The sequence below is a fragment of the Bartonella sp. MU70NMGDW genome, from assembly GCF_042194085.1.
Lineage (GTDB): Bacteria > Pseudomonadota > Alphaproteobacteria > Rhizobiales > Rhizobiaceae > Bartonella > Bartonella grahamii.
Genome location: NZ_JBHIMK010000082.1, coordinates 1 through 6,998 on the forward strand (window position 1 = coordinate 1; position 6,998 = coordinate 6,998).

The following is a 6,998-nucleotide window of genomic DNA, read 5'->3' on the forward strand; positions in this document are numbered from 1 at the left end:
TTTGAGCTGCTTAGAGAGCTCGTAACCTTTGTTTTAAATATACGGCAGCATTAGAATTGAAAATTGATTTATGGATAAAACAAGTAAGACCTTTGTTAGTTTAACACAAAAATGTATAACTAATTTTGAAACATCACGCATATGCAAAAATAAACAAAATAAATAGCATCATTATTGTAAAGCTTAATTGACCTCATCCCCACTCTCAAAGGAAAAGGATTCCTATTAGCGTTGACGTCTAGACAATCCTGCTTCTCTCGACTAATTCCTCGGGGCTATCCACTCATGCGCTTCATTTAACTAAAGATTATACAAATAAACCCTGCTCCGAATATTCACCACGCACTTTAAAAATACTTAATGTATCAAGGTAGTGCTTACTTTCCTTATATCACCGCCCTAAATGACGGAGTTTTACGACATAACAGTACAATCTCATTTCATCATTCTCTTCATTATATATCGACAGATATTGAATCTAGTTCTGATATACGGTAAATGTTTAATGTGGTTATTCCATAAATAACTGATCAGAACATTAAGCTTTAAAAAAGCAGATAGAATATTGTAAATTGAACACAGGAATGGACTAACTTATGAGTGATGAAATAACCTCAGCGGCACAAAGTGATGATTATGGCGCTTCTTCTATCAAAGTCCTCAAAGGTCTTGATGCTGTACGCAAACGTCCTGGTATGTATATTGGTGATACTGATGATGGATCAGGTTTACACCATATGGTCTATGAAGTTGTAGACAATGCTATCGATGAAGCTTTAGCTGGTCATGCTACTCTTGTAAACGTCACACTCCATGCTGATGGTTCTTGTTCTGTTCGTGATAATGGACGTGGGATTCCAACAGATATCCACCCAACAGAGGGTGTTTCTGCAGCTGAAGTTATTATGACACAGCTTCATGCCGGCGGAAAGTTTGATCAAAATTCTTATAAAGTTTCAGGTGGATTACACGGTGTTGGCGTCTCAGTTGTGAATGCATTATCCGTTTGGCTTAAATTGCAAATCAGACGGAATGGTAAAATTCATGAAATATCATTTACCCACGGAGTGGCTGATGCTCCATTAAAAATTATTGGCGATTGCGATAAAGAAAGTGGAACAGAAATCAGATTTTTACCAAGTTCTGAAACTTTTACTATGGTTGAGTTTGATTTTGAAACTTTGGAGCGCCGTTTACGGGAATTAGCCTTTCTAAATTCTGGGGTTTATATTCTCCTTGTTGACGAGCGTCATGCTGATACTAAATCAGTTGAATTACATTATGAAGGTGGATTAACGGAGTTTGTCAAATATATTGATCAATCAAAAAAAGCCCTGCTTGATAATCCTATTTACATTGCAAGTGAAAAGGATGGTATGAGCGTTGATGTTGCCCTATGGTGGAATGATTCTTATCATGAGAAAGTCTTGTGTTTTACCAATAATATTCCTCAGCGTGACGGTGGAACTCATTTGATAGGTTTTAGAAGTGCCCTTACGCGTCAAATTAATGGCTATGCTGAATCTTCAGGTATTGCTAAAAAAGAAAAAGTGAACTTAACCGGTGATGACTGCCGTGAAGGATTAACAGCTATTCTTTCTGTCAAAGTTCCTGATCCAAAATTTTCTTCACAAACAAAGGATAAGTTAGTCTCTTCTGAAGTGCGCCCTATTGTTGAAAGTTTGGTCAATGAAGGTCTTTCAGTGTGGCTGGAAGAACATCCTCATGAAGCAAAACTTCTTATTAGTAAAGTGGTAGAAGCTGCAACAGCACGTGAAGCAGCACGTAAAGCACGTGAGCTCACAAGACGAAAAGGGGCGCTTGATATCACTTCTCTGCCAGGAAAGCTTGCCGATTGCCAAGAACGTGATCCTGCAAAATCAGAAATCTTTATTGTCGAGGGGGATTCGGCTGGCGGTTCAGCAAAAAGTGGGCGCTCACGTCAAAATCAAGCAATTTTACCCCTTCGTGGTAAAATTCTCAATGTTGAACGAGCGCGTTTCGACCGCATGCTCTCATCTGATATGATTGGAACACTTATTACAGCTCTTGGAACGTCTATCGGTAAAGATGAATTTTCACCGGATAAGTTACGTTATCATAAGATTATTATCATGACAGATGCGGACGTTGATGGAGCCCATATTCGAACTTTGCTGCTCACTTTCTTTTTTAGACAAATGCCCGAATTGATTGAACGTGGACATCTTTATATTGCTCAGCCTCCTCTTTATAAAGTATCGCGTGGAAAATCTTCCCAATATATTAAAAATGAAGCAGCGTTTGAAGAATTCTTGATCGATACTGGATTAGAAGAAACAACGCTTGAGCTTTCAACGGGAGAAGTTCGTGCAGGGGCTGATTTGTATCAACTCGCTAAAGATGCTCGTATATTACGTCAACTTTTAAATGGTCTTCATACCCGTTATGATCGTAATATTGTTGAACAAGCAGCAATTGTTGGCGCTTTTAATCTTGAAGTCTTTGCAACACAAGAAAAAGCGCAAAAAATAGCAGATACTATAGCACACCGCCTTAATCTGATTGCTGATGATATGGAACAAGGTTGGAGTGGACAATATACAGCAGATGGAAACTTATGTTTTGAGCGTATTTTGCGTGGTGTTAAAGATGTTGTTACGCTTGATGTGGGACTTATAAATTCAACTGACGCACGCCAAATTGATCGCATTTCTCAAAATTTTATCGACATATATCATCCTCCTGTTCTGTTACGTCGCAAAGATAAAACAGAGCGTATTTTTGGTCCTATGAGCCTTTTAGAAAGCATTTTTACAAATGGTAAAAAAGGTGTTACTCTTCAACGTTATAAAGGCCTTGGGGAAATGAATGCTGAACAGCTTTGGGAAACAACGCTTGATCCTAATGCACGTTCTCTTTTGCAAGTAAAAATTAATGATGCAACCGATGCAGATTCACTCTTTTCTCGTCTCATGGGTGATGAAGTTGAACCTAGACGTATTTTTATTCAAGACAATGCCTTAAGCGTTGCCAATCTTGATATCTAAAGGTACTCTTCTGTTTTTAGCTGTGTAAATGTCGCAGTTTTATACGTTGTTTTTTCGTATTTGAACATTCCCTCTTTATTTCATTTACGATAAAAGAAAAATAAGGAAGGTCATACACATGGCAGTTGAAACAGAACGTGTAGGAGCCAAGGGTGGCATGGAGCACTCTTTTGGTTTTACAAGAGTAGATGAAACACAAAAACAATCCATGGTGGATGGTGTGTTTCATTCTGTTGCTGAAAATTATGACAAGATGAATGATATCTTATCCTTAGGGCTACACCGTGTGTGGAAAAATTCCATGATTTCTTGGCTTTCCCCACCAGCACTTTCTCATTGGAAAGTTCTTGATGTCGCTGGCGGTACAGGTGATATTGCTTTTCGTATTCTTAATGCTTCACGCCAAAAAGCCCATGCTACAGTGCTTGATATTAATGGCTCAATGCTCAACGTTGGCAAAAAACGCGCACAAAAAAATGGTCTTGCTCCTCTGATTGATTTTGTTGAAGCCAATGCAGAAAATCTACCTTTTGAAGATCAAAGCTTTGACGCTTACACTATTGCTTTTGGAATTCGCAATGTTCCTCATATTGATCAAGCTCTTAGAGAAGCTTTTCGTGTTTTAAAGCCCGGTGGACGTTTTTTATGTTTAGAATTTTCAAATGTCGAGATGCCTTGGCTCGATAAAATTTATGATCTTTGGTCTTTCCATGCTATCCCTAAGCTGGGTCAATTTATTGCAAATGATGGTGATGCTTATCGTTATTTGGTTGAATCTATCCGCAAATTTCCTAAGCAAGATGATTTTGCCCATATGATCAAGCATGCGGGATTTTCGCGGGTATCGTACCGTAATCTCACCGGTGCGATTGCAGCACTGCATTCAGGTTGGAAAATTTAAAAATGGTGCAAATTTCCCCTTACTTTCAATTGATGCGTGCAGGATGGGTTTTAACACGTGAAGGTGTTTTAAGTGCTCTTCCTCATGATGACCTTCAAGGATTTCCAGCGCTATGTCATCGTATAGCGAGTGCATTAGCACGACGCAAAACAAAAAAAAAACAGCGTTCTGAAAATATTTCGTATGCCATTAATAAGCTTGGACCCTCTTACATAAAACTTGGTCAATTTCTTGCCACAAGACCTGATATTGTTGGGCGTGATATTGCGGAAGATTTGTCACAACTACAAGATCGTGTCCAAACATTTTCTTGCACTGCCGCTGTCGCTCAAATTGAAAGTTCTCTTGGTCGCTCTATCGATGATTTATTCATAAATTTTTATCCCCCCATTGCTGCCGCTTCTATTGCTCAAGTTCACCCAGCTGAATACAGTGATGAAACTGGTCATAAGAAAAAATGTGCTGTAAAAGTTATTCGTCCTAATATCAGAGCGCGTTTTTCTAAAGATCTTAGAGGATTCTATCTCATTGCTCACTTACAAGAGCGCTATATCCCTGCCTCTCGAAGGCTTCGTCCTGTTCGTGTGGTGGATACTTTAGCACAAACAACACGCCTTGAAATGGATTTACGGTTAGAAGCAGCAGCTATATCTGAAATGGCTGAAAATATTCAACATGATACAGGCTTTCGGGTTCCGCGTATTGACTGGGAACGGACAGGACGTAATGTTCTCACAATGGAATGGATTGATGGTATCAGAATATCCGAAATTTCCAAACTCAAAGAAGCAGGATTTGATTTGCAGGCGCTTGCCATTACGCTTATTCAATCTTTTCTTCGTCATACATTGCGTGATGGTTTTTTTCACGCCGATATGCATCCTGGTAATTTATTTGTAGATGCAAAAGGATGTATTGTTGCTGTTGATCTAGGCATTACAGGAAGACTTGGCAAAAAAGAAAAGCATTTCCTTGCTGAAATTCTTTACGGCTTTATTACCCGCGATTACCATCGGGTTGCACGCGCCCATTTTGAAGCAGGTTATGTTCCTTCATACCATAATATTGAAAGCTTTGCGCAAGCCAACCGCGCTATTGGTGAACCAATACACGGACAATCAGCACAAAGCATTTCCATGGCTAAATTGCTCACTTTATTGTTTGAAGTCACTGAATTATTTGACATGCAAACGCGACCTGAACTTTTATTGCTGCAAAAAACGATGGTTGTCGTGGAAGGTGTTGCCCGCACATTAGACCCCACTTTTAATATGTGGAAAGCTTCTGAACCTGTTGTCAAAGAATGGATTAGTAAAAATTTAGGGCCCGTAGGCGTTGCAAAAGACTTTAGTGAAGGAGCGCAAGCTCTCCTTTCGCTGGCACGCAAAACACCACAATTGGTTCAAAATTTCCAACGGATAGAAGAAGATTTAGATCAAATGAGAAAAACAGGTTTTAATCTTTCTCCTGCCACCCTCAAACAACTTGCTGTCGAACAAAGTCGCAGAAACCGTTATGGTCGTTATAGCCTTTTCATCATTGCGCTTTGTTGCGTTTGTCTCACTTTTTACTTTTTTCATCTTTTCTAATTTCCTTAATATGCTAAAAATATCAATAATGAAATCATTGCAATCATTTTATTTCTTGGAGGTATTTTATGGCCAGTATTACTATTCGTAACCTGTCTCCTGAAACCAAAGAAGCTTTGCGCATACGCGCCGCGAAAAATGGTATTTCTATGGAAGAAGAAGTCCGACGCCTTTTAAGCAATCCCACTCCTTACACCACACAACTCTCTCATACTAGTGCTGTTGAAGTGCAATCATTGAAATCAAAATCTCTCCTTCTTATCATTGGAGGAAGTATTGCATCCTATAAAGCACTTGATTTGATGCGCCGTTTACAAGAACGCGGAGCACACTTAAAAGTTGTGATGACAAAAGCAGCACAAAAATTTATTACGCCTTTAGCCGCTGAAGCTTTAAGCGGTAGTACTGTATATACTGATTTATTTTCACGCGAAGAAGAACACGATATTGGACATATCCGATTAGCACGTAATGCTGACCTTATTATTTTAGCCCCTGCTACAGCCAATCGCATTGCAAAAATAGCCAATGGCATAGGAGATGATCTGGCTGATTGCATCCTTTTAGCGGCACGCTGTCCACTCTTAATTGCACCTGCTATGAATCCGTCCATGTGGGCGCATCCGGCCACTATTCGCAATGTTGCACAACTGCGCGCAGATGGCGTTCATATCATTGGACCAGAAATCGGAAATATGGCTGAACGTGACGAGATAGGATATGGGCGCATGAGTGAACCTTTAACGATTGTCGCTACCATAGAGGCTCTTTTGAATGTGCATGAAAAACCTCTCTCTGACCGCCATTTCATCGTTACCTCTGGCCCTACCCATGAACCAATTGATCCGGTGCGTTATCTTGCTAATCGATCTTCAGGAAAACAAGGTCATGCCATCGCAACCGCTCTTGCGCATTTGGGTGCAAAAATAACACTTATTTGTGGACCTGTTAATCTTGCAGACCCACAAGAAGTAAAAACCATTCATGTTGAAACAGCACAACAGATGTTACAAGCCGTTCAAACCGCATTGCCTGCTGATGGTGCCATCTTCGTTGCCGCTGTTTGTGATTGGCGCAGTCAAACGCAGTCTTTACACAAAATTAAAAAGAATGCTCATAAAATACCACCATCCCTTCATATGGTCGAAAATCCTGACATTTTAGCAACGATTGGACACGCTCCAAATCGCCCCTCATTGGTCATTGGTTTTGCTGCTGAAACATGTGATATCATTGCCAATGCGCAAAAAAAATGTGTTGAAAAAGGAGCTGATTTCATTCTTGCTAATGATATTTCTCTTCAACTAGATGGCACAAGTGTCATGGGTGCTGATACAAATCAAGTTTATCTCGTGAGTAAGGAAAAAGTTGAACAATGGCCCCATATGAGTAAACAACACGTAGCGCAAAAATTAGCAAACATGATTGTATCATTTTTTGCCCCCCAAACACCTACTCCTCATGAGGAAAATATACCCC

General features: G+C 39.8%; 4 protein-coding genes. All 4 read left to right on the top strand.

Annotated features, from left to right (window positions below; genetic code table 11):
• The first annotated feature begins 596 nt into the window (after positions 1 to 596).
• On the top strand, positions 597 to 3,029 hold the full coding sequence (gyrB, locus tag ACFIKE_RS07475; protein WP_375648995.1) for a DNA topoisomerase (ATP-hydrolyzing) subunit B: 2,433 nt from the start codon (positions 597 to 599) through the stop codon (positions 3,027 to 3,029).
• Positions 3,030 to 3,147: 118 nt separating this feature from the next.
• A complete protein-coding gene (gene ubiE, locus ACFIKE_RS07480) occupies positions 3,148 to 3,930 on the top strand; it encodes a bifunctional demethylmenaquinone methyltransferase/2-methoxy-6-polyprenyl-1,4-benzoquinol methylase UbiE (protein ID WP_375625487.1) in 783 nt (260 codons plus the stop codon).
• Positions 3,931 to 3,932: 2 nt separating this feature from the next.
• A complete protein-coding gene (gene ubiB, locus ACFIKE_RS07485; protein ID WP_375625488.1) occupies positions 3,933 to 5,519 on the top strand; it encodes a 2-polyprenylphenol 6-hydroxylase in 1,587 nt (528 codons plus the stop codon).
• 68 nt (positions 5,520 to 5,587) lie between these two features.
• Positions 5,588 to 6,998 (top strand): bifunctional phosphopantothenoylcysteine decarboxylase/phosphopantothenate--cysteine ligase CoaBC (gene coaBC / locus ACFIKE_RS07490; RefSeq protein ID WP_375648998.1); only part of this gene is annotated, 1,411 nt, incomplete at its 3' end.